The sequence below is a fragment of the Nocardia sp. NPDC056611 genome (assembly GCF_042792755.1).
GTDB lineage: Bacteria > Actinomycetota > Actinomycetes > Mycobacteriales > Mycobacteriaceae > Nocardia.
The window spans coordinates 632,532-649,186 of record NZ_JBHTVV010000001.1 but is presented as its reverse complement, the minus strand read 5'-3'; the positions used below and the strand labels follow the sequence as shown (position 1 = coordinate 649,186).

At 68.9% G+C, this 16,655-nt stretch carries 15 protein-coding genes; 6 read left to right on the top strand and 9 right to left on the bottom strand.

Annotated elements, in window-relative coordinates; all coding sequences use genetic code 11:
* Positions 1-918, bottom strand: a complete 918-nt coding sequence (locus tag ACFRAQ_RS02885) for a ribonuclease Z (protein WP_379093282.1) — start codon at positions 916-918, stop codon at positions 1-3.
* A 106-nt stretch (positions 919-1,024) separates the two neighbouring features.
* Between ACFRAQ_RS02885 and ACFRAQ_RS02880 the strand changes: the two genes are divergently transcribed.
* Together ACFRAQ_RS02880 and ACFRAQ_RS02875 are read left to right on the top strand one after the other, a co-directional pair.
* Positions 1,025-1,492 (top strand): DUF6153 family protein, encoded by a 468-nt coding sequence (locus ACFRAQ_RS02880; protein WP_379093279.1) that lies wholly within the window; start codon positions 1,025-1,027, stop codon positions 1,490-1,492.
* Positions 1,493-1,581: 89 nt separating this feature from the next.
* Complete coding sequence (locus ACFRAQ_RS02875) at positions 1,582-2,232, top strand: DUF305 domain-containing protein (RefSeq protein ID WP_379093276.1); 651 nt, start codon at positions 1,582-1,584, stop codon at positions 2,230-2,232.
* 58 nt (positions 2,233-2,290) lie between these two features.
* Here ACFRAQ_RS02875 and ACFRAQ_RS02870 read toward each other — a convergent pair whose 3' ends face one another.
* Together ACFRAQ_RS02870 and ACFRAQ_RS02865 are read right to left on the bottom strand one after the other, a co-directional pair.
* Positions 2,291-2,578, bottom strand: coding sequence for a hypothetical protein (locus ACFRAQ_RS02870; RefSeq protein ID WP_357092367.1), 288 nt, complete (start codon positions 2,576-2,578; stop codon positions 2,291-2,293).
* Positions 2,579-2,725: 147 nt separating this feature from the next.
* Entirely contained in the window at positions 2,726-4,183 is a 1,458-nt protein-coding gene (locus ACFRAQ_RS02865; RefSeq protein ID WP_379093273.1) for an amino acid permease, read from the bottom strand.
* A 288-nt stretch (positions 4,184-4,471) separates the two neighbouring features.
* On the opposite strand from ACFRAQ_RS02865, the gene ACFRAQ_RS02860 reads away from it, so the two are divergent.
* Positions 4,472-5,344, top strand: coding sequence for a hypothetical protein (locus ACFRAQ_RS02860; RefSeq protein WP_379093270.1), 873 nt, complete (start codon positions 4,472-4,474; stop codon positions 5,342-5,344).
* Position 5,345: 1 nt separating this feature from the next.
* Here the strand turns inward: ACFRAQ_RS02860 and ACFRAQ_RS02855 are convergent, their stop codons facing one another.
* Positions 5,346-6,098 carry a hypothetical protein gene (locus tag ACFRAQ_RS02855; protein WP_379093267.1) on the bottom strand — a complete coding sequence of 251 codons (753 nt, stop codon included), beginning with the start codon at positions 6,096-6,098 and terminating at the stop codon, positions 5,346-5,348.
* A 24-nt stretch (positions 6,099-6,122) separates the two neighbouring features.
* On the opposite strand from ACFRAQ_RS02855, the gene ACFRAQ_RS02850 reads away from it, so the two are divergent.
* On the top strand, positions 6,123-7,055 hold the full coding sequence (locus ACFRAQ_RS02850; RefSeq protein ID WP_379093264.1) for an alpha/beta fold hydrolase: 933 nt from the start codon (positions 6,123-6,125) through the stop codon (positions 7,053-7,055).
* A gap of 6 nt (positions 7,056-7,061) precedes the next feature.
* Here ACFRAQ_RS02850 and ACFRAQ_RS02845 read toward each other — a convergent pair whose 3' ends face one another.
* On the bottom strand, positions 7,062-8,102 hold the full coding sequence (locus tag ACFRAQ_RS02845; RefSeq protein ID WP_379093261.1) for an NAD(P)-dependent alcohol dehydrogenase: 1,041 nt from the start codon (positions 8,100-8,102) through the stop codon (positions 7,062-7,064).
* A gap of 139 nt (positions 8,103-8,241) precedes the next feature.
* On the opposite strand from ACFRAQ_RS02845, the gene ACFRAQ_RS02840 reads away from it, so the two are divergent.
* Positions 8,242-9,705, top strand: coding sequence for a flavin-containing monooxygenase (locus tag ACFRAQ_RS02840; RefSeq protein WP_379093258.1), 1,464 nt, complete (start codon positions 8,242-8,244; stop codon positions 9,703-9,705).
* Between the two features lie 5 nt (positions 9,706-9,710).
* Positions 9,711-10,628, top strand: coding sequence for an alpha/beta hydrolase (locus ACFRAQ_RS02835; protein WP_379093256.1), 918 nt, complete (start codon positions 9,711-9,713; stop codon positions 10,626-10,628).
* An 18-nt stretch (positions 10,629-10,646) separates the two neighbouring features.
* Here ACFRAQ_RS02835 and ACFRAQ_RS02830 read toward each other — a convergent pair whose 3' ends face one another.
* From ACFRAQ_RS02830 to ACFRAQ_RS02815, 4 genes are all read right to left on the bottom strand, one after another.
* On the bottom strand, positions 10,647-11,216 hold the full coding sequence (locus tag ACFRAQ_RS02830; protein WP_379093253.1) for a TetR/AcrR family transcriptional regulator: 570 nt from the start codon (positions 11,214-11,216) through the stop codon (positions 10,647-10,649).
* Between the two features lie 161 nt (positions 11,217-11,377).
* On the bottom strand, positions 11,378-12,613 hold the full coding sequence (locus ACFRAQ_RS02825) for a cytochrome P450 (protein ID WP_379093250.1): 1,236 nt from the start codon (positions 12,611-12,613) through the stop codon (positions 11,378-11,380).
* Between the two features lie 82 nt (positions 12,614-12,695).
* Entirely contained in the window at positions 12,696-15,368 is a 2,673-nt protein-coding gene (locus tag ACFRAQ_RS02820; protein WP_379093247.1) for an alkaline phosphatase family protein, read from the bottom strand.
* A gap of 101 nt (positions 15,369-15,469) precedes the next feature.
* Positions 15,470-16,606: a BTAD domain-containing putative transcriptional regulator gene (locus ACFRAQ_RS02815; RefSeq protein WP_379093244.1), complete on the bottom strand. Its 1,137-nt coding sequence runs from the start codon at positions 16,604-16,606 to the stop codon at positions 15,470-15,472.
* Between the last annotated feature and the right edge of the window lie 49 nt (positions 16,607-16,655).

Genomic DNA, 16,655 nt, shown 5'->3' with positions numbered 1-16,655 from the left:
TCAGCGGCGGGGCGGCACCGGGATTCGCATGAGGTCCTCGGCCACCACGATCTCGCCGTCGAAATGGGCTCGGGCGTCGGCGAGATGCTGGTCGAGAGTGCGGTAGCGCTGCGAGTAGTGGGTGAGGACGAGGGTGCGGACGCCGGCGCGGGCCGCGACCCGGGCGGCTTGGCCCGCGGTGAGATGGCCGTATTCGACGGCGAGCTTCTCGTCGGCGTCGATGAAGGTGGCCTCGATGACGAGCATGTCGACGCCCTGGGCCAGGTCGTACACACCGTCACAGAGTCGGGTGTCCATGATGAAGGCGAAGCTCTGGCCCGGGCGGGCCTCGCTCACCTCGTCCAGAGTGACGGTGCGGCCGCCGATCTCGACGGCGCCGCGCCGCTGTAGTTCGCCGACTACCGGACCTGACAGACCGAGTTCGCGCAGTCGTTCGGGGATGAAGCGGAGGCTGTCGGGCTCGTCGAGGCGGTAGCCGAACGCCTCCACCGGGTGCGAGAGCCGCGCGGCTCGCAGGGTGAAATCGGCTCCCGGTGGAGGTAGTTCGCCGTTGTCGGTGATCGGGTGCGGGTGCAGTTCGACCTGGCGGTTGTGGGCGGAGGAGTCGACGAGCCGCTCGTAGAAGACCTCGCCCGAGGCGGGGAAGTAGACGTCCACCGGGTGCAGCGCCCCGTCGAGGCTGATGCGGCCGAGTACGCCGGGTAGGCCGAAGCAGTGGTCGCCGTGGAAGTGGGTGACGCAGATGCGGGTGATGCCGCTGGCGGCCACGCCCGCGAAGCTCATCTGCCGCTGGGTGCCCTCCCCCGGGTCGAACAGCAGACCCTCGCGGTCCCAGCGCAGCAGGTAGCCGTTGTGGTTGCGCTGTTTGGTCGGTACTTGGCTGGCCGTTCCGAGAATGACCAGTTCGCGCTGTGACACGGCCGCCAGGCTACCGGCCGGCCCGCCGATCCTCGCGGCGGTGAGTCCGGCGCGTCCCTACGGAGATACCGCAAGGGGGTATGACCCGCGTGCGTAGAATGTCCGGGTGGTCGAGCAACGGTCCCCCGGCACCCGGTTCATCCGGGCCTTCGGGCTGCTCGCACTGCTGGCCGGATTGGTGGCCATGCACGCCCTCGTGTTCGGCATGAGCCACGACGGCATGAGCCACGACTCCGATCCCGCCATGAGCGCACCGGCAGCGATGGCCGATTGGCACGACAAGCCGATTTCCCTGCCGGAAGCCGCACCGATCACCGTGCTGACGGACATGGATCAGTCCATGTCGGTACCGGGCTGCGGTGGCGACTGCGGTGATGGCCACGCCGGCATGCACGGCTGTCTGTTCGTCCTGACGGTCTTGCTGCTCGGCCTCGGGCCGGCGCTGCTGGCCTGGGTCGGGCCCGGCCGCCGCGACACGCTCGTCTCGACCCCGCGCCACCCGCGCGGATTCCCCGCCCGTCCACCTCCGTGGACGGTTCTCTCCCTGGCCGACCTGGCGATTCTGCGGATCTGATGGGCCCGCCGCGCCGCGTTACCTCGCGCGGACGCGGACTTCGGCATGCCCGGATCCGGATCGCTCACCAAACCCCAAGGAGTTCAACCATGTTCAGTACCCGTCTCAAGTGCGCCCTGATCGCCGCCACCGCCGCCACCGCGCTCGTCGCGGCGGGCTGTAGCAGCAATGACAGCGACGGCTCGAAGGCCACCACCACGACCGCGGCCGTGGATCACGGGACCATGCCCGGCATGGATCACGGCCAGACCGGCACCTCGGCACAGGCGGCGACCCGCAGCGACTTCAATGACGCCGATGTGACCTTCCTGCAGATGATGTACCCGCATCACGCGCAGGCCGTGGAGATGGCGAAGCTGGTGCCGACCCGCTCGCAGAACCAGGAGCTGCTCACCCTGGCCAAGGCCGTGGAAGCGGCGCAGACCCCGGAGATGCAGCAGATCACCACGCTGCTGCGGAGTTTCGGCAAGCCCGCCCCGTCCGCCGACATGGGCGGCCACGCGGGCATGGACGGCATGATGACCAAGGATCAGATGGCGAAGCTGGAGAGCTTGTCCGGTCCCGAGTTCGACAAGCTGTGGATGCAGATGATGATCGAGCACCACAAGGGCGCGATCACCATGGCGAACACCGAACTGGCGCAGGGCTCGAACGCGGACTCCAAGGCCATGGCGCAGGCGATCGTCTCCGCCCAGCAGCAGGAGATCGATCAGATGAACAAGATGCTGGCGCAGGGCTAGTTCTCGAAACACGAACGGGTGCGCCAGGTTTCCGGCGCACCCGTTCGGCGGCTTTCCGCTAGCTGCCGATCACGGCGTTCATGATGGTTCCTGCGCTGGTGGCGGTCGCGCCGCCGATCATGGCCCCGGCCACCATCTTCGGTGACTCGAGCCCGCCGCCGCTCCACTTCTCCCAGGCGAACCGGCCGCCGCCGTAGGTGATGGCGGTGACGCCGGACAGCATGGTGAACCAGGTGAAGTAGCGGACCAGCTTCATCAGCTTGTCCGCCACCGGCGGCGTCTCCGGGGTGGGGTTGCCGATCTGCGCGACAACCGAGGTGTAAGCGTCATGCACGGCGAGGAGCATGCTCACGATCGGTTCCTCTCGGGATGCTGAGGCGGTGCTGATGGGCGGAACTTGTGGCACAACTCTCACTATTCGAGAGCAATTGAACCGCATTCCGGGAGGTGAATCCGTGACGACACACCACCAGCACCGAACCTGAGCACCCGATCAGCTACCGGTTTTGGCTTCCCGACCGTTCAGCAGCGAGTGCCGGCGCCCGTAGGCGAAGTACACGACCATGCCGATCGCCATCCAGATGACGAACCGCAGCCAGGTCTCCACCGACAGGTTGAACATCAGCCAGGCACAGGCCAGTACCGACAGGATCGGGATGAGCGGCACCAGCGGCACCCGGAACCCGCGCGGCAGGTCGGGGCGGGTGCGGCGCAGCACGACCACGCCGACCGACACCAGCACGAACGCGAACAGCGTGCCGATATTGACCATTTCCTCGAGGGTGCCGAAGTCGACGAACCCGGCCAGCACGGCGCAGACGACGCCGACGATGGCGGTGATCCGGACCGGGGTGCCCTTGGAGCCGGTGTGGGCGAGCTTGCGCGGCATCAGGCCGTCGCGGGCCATGGCGAACAGCACGCGGGTCTGGCCCAGGAACAGCACCATGACGACGGTGGTCAGACCGGCCAGCGCGCCGATGGAGATGAGGTTCTTGGCCCAGGTGACGCCGTGGATGGCGAAAGCCGTTGCGAGCGTGGCGTCGTTGCCCTGCAGGTCCTTGTAGGACACCATGCCGGTGAGCACCAGCGACACGGCCACGTACAGCACGGTCACGATGGCCAGCGAGCCGAGGATGCCGCGCGGCACATTGCGGGCGGGGTCCTTGGTCTCCTCGGCCGCGGTGGCGACCACGTCGAAGCCGATGAAGGCGAAGAACACGATGGAGGCCGCGGCGAGCAGGCCGTACCAGCCGAAGTGGCTGTTGCCGCCGCCGGTGACCAGCTGGAACAGGGTCTGGTGCACCGCGCTCGCGCCGCCGTCGGCGTTGGGGACCGATTCGGGGACGAACGGTTTCAGGTTGGAGGCCTTGAAGTAGGTCGCGCCGACCACGACCACCAGGGCGATGACGGCCAGCTTGATGGCGACCGCGACCGCCGACACGCGCGAGGACAGCTTGGTGCCCATGGCCAGCAGCACGCCGAGGATGGCGATGAGCAGCACCGCACCCCAGTCGAACTTGACCGATCCGATGTGCCAGATGGGCTGGGTGTTCAGGACCGTGCCGAGGTATTGCGACCAGCCCTTGGCCACGACCGAGGTGCCGAGCGCGAATTCCAGGATCAGGTCCCAGCCGATGATCCAGGCGATGAGCTCACCGAAGGTGGCGTAGGAGAAGGTGTACGCGCTGCCCGCGACCGGCACGGTCGAGGCGAATTCCGCGTAGCAGAGGGCGGCCAGGCCACAGGCCACGGCGGCGAACACGAAGGCCAGCGAGACGGCGGGCCCGGCCATGTTGCCCGCGGTACGCGCGGTCAGGGTGAAGATGCCCGCGCCGACCACGACCGCGACGCCGAAGACCGTGAGGTCCCACGCGGTCAGATCCTTGCGGAGCTTGGCGTCCGGATCGTCGGTGTCGCGGATCGACTGTTCGACCGACTTGGTCCGGAACAATCCGCTTCCGCGCGGGGCAGCGGGACCGGCAGTGTCTCGCGGGGAGTCCGATAGCGCCACTATCTCTCCTAAATCTGGCTTCTCGGCAACAAAGTAGTTCTCACCGATCGGTCACCGGCAGGCTCCCGGCCGGTGTGCCGTCGCTGGTGGCCGGAGTTATCGGCATCACACGAAACCGTAGCATCGGCTGGTACGTACCAGTTCAGCAACTGGCTGGACAACGACAAGCTCCCCGCGTGCCGTCACCGCGCCACGCCGAGGACCGTCGGGTCGGATTACTGTTTCGGTATGGGTGTCGGGGGCCAGGCCACGGGCGGTGATCCCGAAGCGCTGGACCGGGTGCTGGTCGGCGCCCGGGGAGTCCGGGTCCGCGAGATGCCGGGCGACGCGCCGACCCTGATCGAGGAGCGCGACCCGGTTGCCGTGCGAGCGCTGCGGGAGGCGTTGCGCGTCGCCGACCTGCCCGGCTTCGTGTGCATGTGCTGGGGCGATGTGGTGCTCGACTTCTTCGACGCCGACGAACGCCCCCTCACCTCGGTGACCCTGCATCACGGCTACTCGGTCCGCTGGCCGGGCTGGCCGCAGGACGCGCGGCTCGCCGACGGGATGCGCTCGCTGGAATGGCTGGCGGTGCGCGGCGTCCCGGTGCCGCTGCAGGAGTTCCGCGCGGCCGAGCAGCGCCAGGCCGAGAGCGACCGCGTCGCATACGGCTGGGTGGCCGAGATTCCCGAAACGCTCATCCCCTTCGCCGGGCTCTTCCTGGATACGTCCACCACCGGCGGCGGTCTGACCGGACCCCAGGTGGAGGAGGCCCGCGCCCTGCTCCTCATGACGTACCCGGATCCCGTCGATCGAATCCTGCGACTGTGCGCCTGGTTCGCCGCAGGCACCGGGAGGTACTCGGGATACCCTGCGCACGAACGCATTCCGGCGCAGTTCCTCCTCCTGGAGGACCAGGCCGATTTCGCGCGAGCGGTGGAGCTGGCCGACGACCGCGCCACCGCGGGCGCGGTCCGCTACCTGCTCTGCTGGGATACCCGGAAGCGCTTGGCCCACCTGCTGTCCGCGCTCTCCCCGGGTGGCCGCCACAAGATTCTGGTGCACGCCCGGGACGTGGAAGCCCGCCGCTGGATACAACGCCGCATCGCGGGATTGCAGTAGGTCAGCCGACCGGGGTCGGGCGCAGCAGCTGCTCACCGCAGAAGCGCCGGACCACTTCCTCATCGCTGAATTCGGACTCGGGAACGCCCTTTTCGTCGTCGACGCGGCAGGTGCTGTGGCCGTCCTTGTCGTAGGTCCGGATGATCTCCGCGACGAACACCAGCTTCGATCCGACGAACTTCTGGAATTCGATGTACTTGTCCGCGGGACCGTTCTTGGCCATGCCCGCGATGTAGCCGCTCGCCGTGTGATCGACGCCGATGCCGAAAACGCGTCCGGCCTCGACGAATTCGGACTTGCCGGCCTTGGGCCGGAAGATGACGTAGTTCGAGTTCCCCACGATCGCGGTGGAGATGGGCACGATCAGCTCGTCGCGACCGTCGGCGTCGAGGTCGGCCAGGTAGGGCTCGGCGGGCACCTCGGTGTCCCGGACGTACAGATTCTGCAGGGACTTTCCCCCGCTCCCCAGGACATCGATGTTCGTCCGGTCGTAGCCGTCGGCACTCGCCTTGTGCCGCACGATGAACGAGAGCCCCGCGCTGTCGCGAGAGGTCAGTCGGCAATCGGGCAGCACATCGTGTGCGCCCGCACCCGCGCCGGGGATGTCACCGCACATCGGCAGGGCCGCGGCATCCACCGTCGTCGCCGGAGGTGTTTTGGCCGGAGCCTGCGGATCCGCGGTGGTGTCGCCGGGCCCGCAGGCGGTGAGCAGCGTGCATGTCGTGATGGCCAGCATCGGCCAGAGCCTCCCCATACTGTGGAGATTAACCTGGATTCCATGGTCGAGTTTCCCGAGAGCAACGTGGGTCCGAAGTTCAAGGGCAAGCGGGTCGGGTACTTCCGCGAGACGGCGGGGTATCGGCGGTACGCGCAGGCGTACCGGGACGGGTTCGAGCAGTTGCCGCCGGCGCGCGAGACGATCGATGTCCCGACAAGTTTCGGTGTCGTGCGGGCCTACCGGTTCGGCGACGGGGACGCGACGCCACTGGTGTTGTTGCCCGGACGCCAGGCCGCGACTCCCCTGTGGGCCGCGAATCTGCCCGGGTTGATGGCGGTGCGGCCGGTGATCACGCTGGACCTGCTGGGTGAGCCGGGTCTGAGCGTGCAGTCCAAGCGGTTGACCGATGACGCGGATCAGGCGACCTGGCTCTCGGAAGCGCTGGCCGAGCTGGAGTCTCGGCCCGTGCACGTGCTGGGGGTGTCGATCGGCGGGTGGTCGGCGGTGAATCTGGCGGTGCGCCACCCGGAGCGGGTTGCCTCCCTGATCACCCTGGACGCGCCGTTCGTGTTCGGCGCGATGACCTGGAAGATGATCGCCATCTCGTTGGGCTCGGTGCTGCCCGGCATGCCGGAGAAGTGGCGCAATTCGTTGCTGAGCTGGATTTCCGGTGGCGTGTCCGCGCCGCAGGACATGCCGGAGGGGCGGTTGATCGCGTCGGGTATGAAGGACTTCGCCGCGTACCTGCCGATGACGAGTCGGATTTCCCGGGAACAGCTTTCGGTACTCGCCCAGCCGTATCTGGGCATCTTCGCGGGCCGCAGTATCGTGCACAGTTCCCGCAAGCTGGCGGACCGGGCGCGAAAGCTGGTGCCCGGCGGCCAGTTCGAGGTGTGGCCGGACGCGTCGCACGCCATCAATGGCGAGTATCCCGACGAGATCGCGGCGCGGGTCGCGAAGTTCCTCGGCGAGATCGAGCCCGCCGAGGACTGATGTCGGCTACGGCACCAGGACTGCGCGCCCCCGGATGTGCCCGGCGTCCAGGCGGCGCAGGGCTTCCGGGCCGTCGTTGAGGTCGAAGCGCTCGACCTCCATGTGGATCTTGCCCGCTTGCGCGAGCGCCACGCAGGCGTGCAGGTCGCCGCGGGTGCCGCCGAGCGACTTGCGCACGGTGGCGCCCCAGGGCCAGCCCGGGCCGCCCGCGGGTCCGGCGGTGATCTCCGGTGCGCCGCCGCCGATTCCGACCATGCGGTAGGCGCCATTGGGGGCGACGGTCTCGCAGGCCAGTTTGGCGGTGGCGTCGACGCCGACGAAGTCGAACACGGCGTCCGCGCCGCGCCCGTCGGTGAGGTCGAGGATCTGCTTGGCGGTGTCGCCGCCGGAGAGGAAGCCGATGTCGGCGCCGCAGTCGCGGGCCAGGTCCAGCTTCTCCTGGGCCTGGTCGACCGCGATCACCCGGACGCCCGAGATGGCCTGCAGGATCTGCACGCCCACGTGGCCGAGCCCGCCGATGCCGATGGCGACGACGGTGCCGCCGGGACGCAGGGCTTCCCGGGCGCCGCGAATCGCGTGGTACGCGGTGAGGGCGGCGTCGGCGACGGGGGCGGCCTGCACGAAATCGAGGTCGCCGATGGGTACGAAGGCGCTGGCCGGGATCCGCATGTATTCGGCCATGCCGCCGTCGAGGACCAGGCCCGGAGTGGGCGGCATGGCGACGCGGCCGGCGGCGAGGCAGACGTTCTCGTTGCCGCTCACGCATTCCCGGCAGACGCCGCAGGTCCAGAACAGGTAGACCAGGCCGCGTTCGCCGATCTCACGGCCGTTCACGTCGGAGCCGATGGCCTCGATGGTGCCCGCGACCTCGTGGCCGAGGGTGAGCGGGTCCTCGCGCAGCTGGATGGGGAAGTTGACCAGCGTCAGGTCCGAATGGCACACGCCCGCGGCGCCGACCTTGATCAGCAGGTCGGTGGGTCCGATGTCCGGTACCGGGATGTCGTTGATCTGCACCTTTTCCGGGCCGGTCCACTGGAGTGCGCGCATCGTGTTTCCTTGCCTAGATGTTGTGACCTGGCGCACACGGTAGCAGTCGCTTTACACAGTGTCTAGCGAATGACGGAATGTCTACCGATATCCGCCAAACTCTTCCCGCCCCGAAAGACACATGTCTAGGCTGCCGTCCATGAACTCACCGCGGATCGCCATCGTGGGTGCCGGAATCTCCGGCATCTGCGTGGCCGTGGCCCTGCAGCGCGCCGGATTCCCCGAATTCACCCTCTTCGAGAAGGCCCACGACTACGGCGGGACCTGGCGCGACAACAGCTATCCGGGCCTGGTGTGCGATGTGCCGTCGCGGTACTACCAGTTCAGGTTCGCTATGAATCCGGAATGGACGCAGCTGTATTCGGCCGGACCGGAGATCAAGGACTACTTGGTCGGGGTGGCGCGCGAGCACGGTCTGCACCGCCATACCCGCTTCGGCGCGGAGGTGACCGGCGCGGTGTTCGGCGACGACGGCTGGCAGGTCACCACGTCCGCGGGCACGACGGAACGCTTCGACTTCGTGCTGTGCGCAACGGGTTTCCTGCACCACCCGACCCGGCCCGACATCCCCGGGCTGGACGAGTTCGACGGCCCGGTCATGCATTCGTCGCGCTGGCGGCACGAGGTCGAGCCGCGCGGGAAGCGGGTGGGCGTCATCGGCACCGGGTCCACCGGCACCCAGCTGGTGGGCGCACTGGCGGGCGTGGCGTCGGAAGTCGTACTGTTCCAGCGCACTCCGCAGTGGATCCTGCCGACCGTGAACCGTCCGTACACGATGGCGTCCAAGCGGCTGTACAAGCTGGCGCCCGCCCTGGGCGTGGTCCCCTACTGGTTCAATCGCGGGGCGTTCGCGGTGTTCTCACAGGGCCTGGTGCATCCCGGGTGGGTGCGCACGCTGATCCAGTGGGTGGTGGAACGCCATCTGCGCTCGGTCGAGGATCCCGAACTGCGCCGCAAGCTGACGCCCGACTACCAGGCCATGTGCAAGCGGCTGGTGGTCTCCGACCGCTTCTACAAGGCGGTGCAGCGTCCCGATGTCACGCTGGTGACGGAGCACATCGACCGCGTCGAAGGGCGTGGCGTGGTCACCGCGGACGGACGCCTGCACGAGCTCGACATCCTGGTATTGGCAACAGGATTCGACTCGCACGCGTTCATGCGCCCGATGGCGATCACGGGCGCCCACGGTCGCACCCTGGACCAGGCGTGGGCGGACGGACCGCGCGCCTTCGAGGGCGTCATGATGCCGGACTTCCCCAACCTGTTCATGCTGGTGGGCCCGCACAGCCCCTTCGCCAACCACCCGCTGACCGCGGTCGCCGAGGCGCAGTCCGCGCGCATCGTGAGCTGGCTGCGGCGCTGGCGCGCAGGCGAATTCGCGACCATCGAGCCGACCCACGCCGCCACCGATCGTTACAACGCGCGCATGCGCGCCGCCGCGCCGAGCACGGTGTGGACCACCGGCTGCACCAGCTGGTACCTGGGCAAGGACGGGCTGCCGGAGCTGTGGCCGTGGACGCCGGGCCGTTACGAGAAACTGATCCGCGGCACGCCCGATCCGGTGGATTACCATCTGAAGCACAGTGTTCCGAGCGGGAAGTGATGATCGTGGAGAAAGCAGTGTGGCGCTTCGTTTCCCGCCTGATCGGCCACTGGATGTTCGGCCCGGCTCCGGATTGGGCCCGGGTACGCGCCCGGGTCGGCTCGAGCACCGCATTCGCCCGCGCACCGCGCGGTGTCGCCGTCGAGGCCGGCCGACTCGGCGGTGTACCGGTCGAAACCCTCACGCCGCGTGGGGCTCCCGCCGACGCGGCGGTGCTGTATCTGCACGGCAGCGGCTATGTGATCGGCAACTCGAGCATGGTCCGACCCCTGACCGGCGCGCTGGCGGCGGCCGTGGGCACGACGGTCCACTCCCTCGACTATCGCCTGGCTCCCGAGCACCCGTACCCCGCACCCATCGAGGACACGGTGGCGGCCTATCGAGCGCTCCTGGCGCAGGGCATTCCAGCTGAACGCATTGCCGTGGTGGGTGATTCGGCCGGTGGCGGGCTGGCGCTGGATCTGGCGATGCGGTTGCGCGACGAGGATCAGCCGCAGCCCGCGATCCTGGGACTGATCTGCCCGGTGCTGGATCTGACCGCCGATTCTTCAGCGTTCCACTGCGATCCGAGCCAGGAGCCGCTGCTGAATCCGCCCTTGATGGCCCAGTTCATGGACGCTTACCTGCCCGGTGTCCCCGAGCAGGAGCGGCACGCTCGGTCCCCGCTGTATCGGGACATCACCGGTCTCGCACCGATCGTGATGCATTCGGCGAGCGACGATCTGCTCGCCGGAGACGCACGGAAGTTCGCCGCGCAGGCCGCGAAAGTCGGTGCGCCCCTGCGGCATCGCGAGTATCCGCAGCTCTGGCACGTCTTCCATGTCATGCCGATGCGGGTAGCGCGCGAGGCGGTGGACGATCTCGCGACCATGCTGGCGGACCGTCTCTTCGGCCATCACCTCGGCCACCGGACGGGCCGCTGACCAGAGCCGAACACGGGCTCAGACGAAAGCGCGGCTGACCACCGGCACCACGAATTCCTCGAGCATGGCGCGTTCCTCCGCGTCGTCGCGGCCGGGTGCGGCGAGGAAGGACACGATGATCCGGGTCAGCCAGCGAGCCAGGCGGCTGCGTTCCGGATCGGTGAGCGGGGTGGGCGCGAACAGGCCCGCGGCGATGGATTCGATGACGTCGGAGTCCTGGCTGATGCGCCCGGCCGCGCCGGATTCGCCCGGCCGGAACCAGGCGATGAGCATGGGATCGGCGCGGACCGCGCGAATCGAGCCGAGCATGGCGGCCACCACCCGTTCGCCCGGATCCTCGACGGCGGCGACCTGCTCGAACACCCCCGCGGCGATGCGGCGGGTGGCGCGGTGCACGAAAGCCAGGCGCACGGCCTGGCGGTTCTCGAAGTAGCGGTAGAGGGTCGCGCGGGAGCATCCGGCCGCCTTGGCGATATCGCCCATGCCGACCGCGGCGACGCCCCGTTCGGCGAACAGGCGCGCGGCCGCGTCGAGAATGCGTTCGGCGGCCAGGTCGGCCCGTCCGTCGGCCAGCCAGTCTCGGCTCATGCGGTGTCCCTTCCCATCCGATCCGGACCCGTTCGCGTGTCCCGTGTTCCGGTCACGGGTCCGGTGGCGACGCTGCCGCCGGACCCGTTCCCTCACACTCTGCCCGCGCGATACGAGGGCGGTGCAACCGGGCCGTCCGAGGCTGCGGGCGGCCCGGAGTCTCAGGCCTGTGCGCGGAACGGCACCGAGATCGGCCAGCGCACGTAGTTGCCGTGCGCCCACTGCACCGCGTCGAGGTCGACGGTGAAGTCGGGGCAGCGCGCCAGCAGTTCCTCCAGCGCCACCCGGGCGACCATGCGCGCGGCGGCCGCGCCCAGGCAGTGGTGGTGGCCGTGACTGAAGGTCATGATCCGCTTGGGGTTGCGGCGCACGTCGAGTTCGGCCGCGGTGGGACCGAATTCGCGTTCGTCGCGGTTGGCCGACCCGTAGCACAGCAGCACGCGCCGACCCTCGGGAATGGTGACGCCGTGCAGTTCGATGTCGTGGGTGGCGGTGCGGGCCAGACCCTGCACCGGGGAGGTCATGCGCAGGAATTCCTCGACCGCGTCGGTGATCAGGGCCGGGTTCTCGACCAGCAGGCGACGCTGGTCGGGGAAGGCGGTGAGCAGTTGCACCGCGCCGCCGAGGTTTCCGGTGGTGGTGTCGTTGCCGCCGGTGATCATGGTGAAGGCGAAACCGAGCATGGCCAGCAGGCCCTCGTTGTCGCCGTCCTCGCCCAGCCCGGAGGCCAGCAGGTGCGAGATGGTGTCGTCGCCGGGTTCCTTGCGGCGGCGGTCGATGAGCTCGCTGAAATAGCCGACCATCTCCCCGACCGCGGTGAAGGCGTTCTGGTCGCCCGCGGCCAGTCCGGCCCCGGCGACCGCGCCGCCGACGATGTTCTCGGTCCAGTCGTCGAAGCGGCCCCGATCCTGTTCCGGCACACCGAGGTAGTGCGCCACCACCATGGTGGGCAGCGGCTTGAACAGTTCCTTGACGATGTCGCCGCCACCGGCCGCGCGCAGCCGTTCGATGCGTTCGACGACGAAAGCGCGCACCGCGGGCTCCACCGAATTCACCTGGCGGGGAGTGAATCCCGGTGAGACGCGGCGGCGGAAGTCGGTGTGGTCGGGCGGGTCCATGAACACGAACGGCTTGGCGGCGCCGAAGCCGGCGGCCACCAGGTCGACGTAGTCGACGGTCAGTCCGGAGGCCGAGGAGTAGTTCTCGGGTTCGCGGGCGGCCGCGTACACGTCGGCGTGCCGGGTCAGGACGTAGAAGTCGTCGGATTCGCGACCTTCGGGGACGACCCGGTGGACCGGATCATGGTCGCGCAGTTGGGAATACATGGGATACGGATCGCGCCAGGTCTCCCCGGACCGCAATTCGAATCGCACCGCATGAGACGCCATTGAACTCATGAACCGACGGTAAGACAAAACACGCAATATGTCTAGAACCCGTTGCAAAATTCTCCTGATGTACCAGGCGGTCGGATCGGTACTAGAGCACCCGGAAACGCACCGGATGCGCGAGCGGACGACCCCCGTCATCGAGGTGATGCAGCAGGTAGGAGCCGGTGGGCAGCGGTCCCAGCCGCGGGCCGGGGTCGATCACGGCCACCTGCCGCACGCCCGCCATGGGGGCGCTTGCGGCGTCCGGGCCCGCCTGCTCGGTGACGCCGAGGACCACCTGGTCCCGGGTCACCCCGTTCCCCAGGGCGAGGCCGCGCAGCACCGGCGTCGCGGGGACGGCGGTGGTGAATCCGCCGGGATCGGCGTAGACGGCAAGCCGGTGCCCGGCCACCGCCTCGGCGAGGCCGTAACTCACGACGAGATCGCGGCCGGGCTCGTACAGGGACCGGTCCAGCAGCAGCCGGGTGAAGGGCGCGGCATCGTCGGCGGTCTTCCCCGCAGCGCCGGTCTCCACGAATCCGCGGACGCGGCACAGGAATCCGGCGTCGGCAGCGGCGGATACCGAGAGGTCGTACCAGCCCGCGCCGTCGACCTCGCTCTCGCAGAGCATGTCCCGGCGCTCCGTCGCCCCCGCGGCGATCTCGATGGTCCAGGGTCCGTCATCGCGGTACGCGTTCGAGACCACCCGCACCGAAACAGGGTTCTTACCAGGGTTTTCGAATGTCCACGCCAGTGTGCGCCGCGCGGAGCCCGCGGCGGTGGCGGTGACCCGCAGCCCGCCGCACGGTCCGCCGAGATCTCCGGCGAATCGGCGCTGGAAACCGTCCGGGCCGTAGAGGGTGTAGTCGTAGTGGCCGTTCACCGCCGGTAGATCGTGAGTGACCGAGCCGCCGCCGGTGAGGTCGAAGCGGGTCGGCGTGAAATCCGTGGCGAAAGCGTTCGGGTACACCAGGCAGTGCGCCGCCGCGGTCCCGCCATTGTCGATGGTCAGCGTGATCCCGCCGTCGGCCCCGGGAGCACAGCGCGCCTGCAACCGATACGGCAGCGGCACCCGTGGCCGGCTGCCGCTCTGCTGCCTGGGCATCCGCTGGACGAACGGAAGCGGTTGCGCTACACCGGACATCGGCTGCTCGGCGCGGGGTGAGGCGTTCGGCAGGATGAGGGTGCGCCGGGAGCCGAAGTCGAACAGTGAGGACAGGTCGCCGCACATCTGCCGCCGCCACGGGCTGATATTCGGTTCGGCGACGCCGGTCACGCGTTCCAGGAACCTCAGAACCGAGGTGTGGTCGAACAATTCGGAGGAGACCGCCTGCTTGCTCCACGGCGACACGACGATCGCCGGCGTCCGCGCGCCGAGGCCGACATTGTGGCGGCCGAAATACTCCCCCGGGGTGCCCGGCGGTGGGGCCGGGGCCGGGATGTGGTCGAAGTACCCGTCGTTCTCGTCGTAGTTGAGGATGAAGACGGTCTTGTTCCATACGTCCGGATGTTCGGCGAGCGCCTCCAGCACCCCGCGGACCAGGGCCTGGCCATTGCGCGGGCCCATCACCGGATGTTCGCAGTCGACGTAGGGCGCGACGATCCAGGACACCGTGGGCAGTCGCCCGGTGGCCACGTCGGTGCGGAACGATTCCACCAGAGTGCCTGTGCGCGAACGCAACAGCCCGCGCTCGACCAGCGCGCGCTGCCCGGCCGACAGTTCGTCCATGCCCCGTTTCAGGGCGGCGGCGTAGGCGGGTTCCAGGCTCGGATCCCGTTCCAGGTCGGAGTAGTAGCGGAAGAAGTTCTCGAAGGCGACGCCGCGCCCGCCGTTGGTGTACTTCAGCGCGGTGCGCGCGGCCTCGCGGAACGGCAGGAAGAAGTCGAGCGCGTTGTCGGTGTAGTTGTCCCACTCCTGGTAGACGCGCCAGCCGATGCCGCGGTCCTGAAGTCGTTCGGCGTAGGTGGTCCAGGGCAGGCCGAAGATGATGTCGTTGACATAGCGCCCGGCGTCGGGGCTGAGCAGGGCGTCGTAGAGGAACAGGTTGCCGGTGCGCGGACCGACCAGTCCGGCCAGCGCGGCGGCCACCGGCGGCGGGAGCGCGCCGGTCAGGCCGTGCACCAGGCCCAGGACCGCGTCCACGATGCCGGTGACCGGCAGGCTGCGCATCCAGCGCAGTTTCAGGTCATCGGAGAACAGCGAGACCTGCAGGTTCTCCGCGTAATTGTCCAGGGCGAGCGGGTTTTCCACGGTGCCGGTGAACAGGTACATGCGGTTGGGGTCGGTGGGCCCGTTCACCGAGCAGTGGTAGCCGTCGCAGAGTGTGAACGCCTCGGCGAGCTGGTAGTAGAAGCCCAGGCTGTCGCGGTCGTAGCCGACCATGGTGCCCTCGCCCTTGGCCTGGAGCCAGCCGTCGTTGCGGCCGGCGGCGAAAGCGTCGTGGCCGGTGCGGGTTCCGTGGTCGGTGCCGTCGATGTTCTGCAGCGTGGTGGTGTACGGCAGGACGACACGGCCGCCGTCGGGCTGGTGGAAGACCGAGCGGCCGGTGGACAGTTGCAGCGCGTTCAGGTCGGCGTACCCGCGGACGCCGGGCATGGACCCGAAGTAGTGGTCGAAGGAGCGGTTCTCCTGCATCAGGATCACCACGTGCTCGATGCGGTCCCAGCCGCCGGGCGGGGCGGGTTCGGCCCAGGCCTGGGCCAGGCTCGGCGGGAGCATGGACATCGCTCCGGCCGCACCACCAGCGTGCGCGGCGTGCTTCAGAAAACGCCTCCGATCCATGGCATCCCCTAATGAGCATCGGAACGGCTATCTCGAGGATCGCCGACCGACCTTGGGGATTCGTGGCGGTGAGGGGGCTCACCGGTGAAGGGTCAGTTAATTCAACCGGTGCTGTCATCGGTGCGGACCAGCACGAACACCAGTTCCGTGTCGCCGATGCGCAACACCGCTCCGTCGGACAATAACCCGCTGTCCACGATGCGCGCACCATTGACATACACGCCGTTGGAGGAGTGCAGGTCCTTGATCACCCAGGTGTGACCGTTGTCGATGAGCAGGGCGTGGTGGCGGCTGACCCGGCCGTCGGCGAGCGCGATGTCGTTGTCGGACAGGCGACCGATCCGGGTGGTGGAACCGACCACCGGATGGACGTGCCCGGACCGGTCGCGCAGCAGCGCCTGCGGTTCGTGCCAGCTGCGGTCCACGATGGTGGTGGCGCGGGTGGCCGAGGCGGCGGCGACCTGGCGCACACTGAGCGGGTCCTGGCGCAGGATGCGCGATTCCAGTTCCCGGATGCGGTGGCCGGGATCGATGCCGAGCTCCTCGGCGAGGATGCCGCGCAGGCGGCGGGCCGCCTCCAGCGCGTCGGATTGGCGGCCGGTCATGTAGAGCGCGGTGATCAGCTGCTCCCACAGCGATTCCCGCAGCGGATGGTCACGGACCAGCAGGTTCAGCTCGGCGACCACGCCCTCGGCGCGGCCCTGCGCGATCTCGGCCTCGGCGCGGGCCTCGATGACGCCGATCCGCTCGTCGTCGAGGGCGACGGCGTAGGCGTCGGCGAAGCCGAGCCCGCGCAGATCCGACAGCACCGGGCCGCGCCACTGCGCGAGGGCGTCGGAGAGGGCCTCGGTGGCGGCGGCGAAGCGTCCGGCGGCCAGCGCGCGCATGCCGTTCTCGCGGCGGGTGCGGAAGCGGAAGACGTCGCAGGCGCTGTCCTCGACCACGATGCGGTAGCCGGTGCCCATGTGCTGGAGCATGGTCCGGGCGTCGATGCCGCCGTCGCGCAGCGGCTTGCGCAGGTTGGAGACGATGGCGTGCAGGCTGACCCGCACGTCGGGCGGCGGATTGTCCTCCCAGACGGCGCTGGCCAGCGCGTCCACCGAGACCGGCCGATTGGCGTTGATGGCCAGGTAGGCCAGCACCGCCCGCTGCTTGGGCCCGCCCAGCTGCTGCGCCACCCCGTCGATGGTCAGCTGCACCGGACCGAGCACGCCCACCCGCGCCCGCACCCCATCCATCGCCGACCTCCCGCCGGACCCGATTTCTCGCCCGTCACTGTAACTTCGC